Origin of the sequence: Streptomyces sp. P17, assembly GCF_032436805.1 — a bacterium.
GTDB lineage: Bacteria > Actinomycetota > Actinomycetes > Streptomycetales > Streptomycetaceae > Streptomyces.
This window is the reverse complement of sequence record NZ_JAVRBF010000803.1, coordinates 1-273: the sequence shown is the minus strand read 5'-3', so window position 1 is coordinate 273 and position 273 is coordinate 1. Positions and strand designations below refer to the sequence as shown.

General features: G+C 52.7%; 1 protein-coding gene. It reads right to left on the bottom strand.

Annotation, left to right across the window (positions count from 1 at the left end; all coding sequences use genetic code 11):
• Nucleotides 1-238, bottom strand: a 238-nt coding sequence (locus RMT89_RS43020) for a hypothetical protein (protein ID WP_399498981.1), incomplete at its 3' end; no start/stop codon positions are given.
• Nucleotides 239-273 lie beyond the last annotated feature (35 nt).

Here is a 273-nt window from a genome sequence, read left to right as displayed (position 1 = left end):
CCCCGTAGTACCCATGCCAGCCCTTGCAAAGGGAATTACCCTCCTCGACTCGCATTGCATCGCCCAGGTGATAAACGTGGCCCTTGTAGCGAAAGAAGGTGGCCATATCGAGGTCATCACCCTCAAGGTAATCAAACTCGGAGCGTTCCTGTGCGGTCAGCTCATAGCCGTGGATGATGTCCCTCGGTGCATTGTTAGTAGTCACATTCATTGCATTACCCTCTACATTGCGTTGCATTACATTGGGATGCGCCCTAAGTCCCTACCCATGAC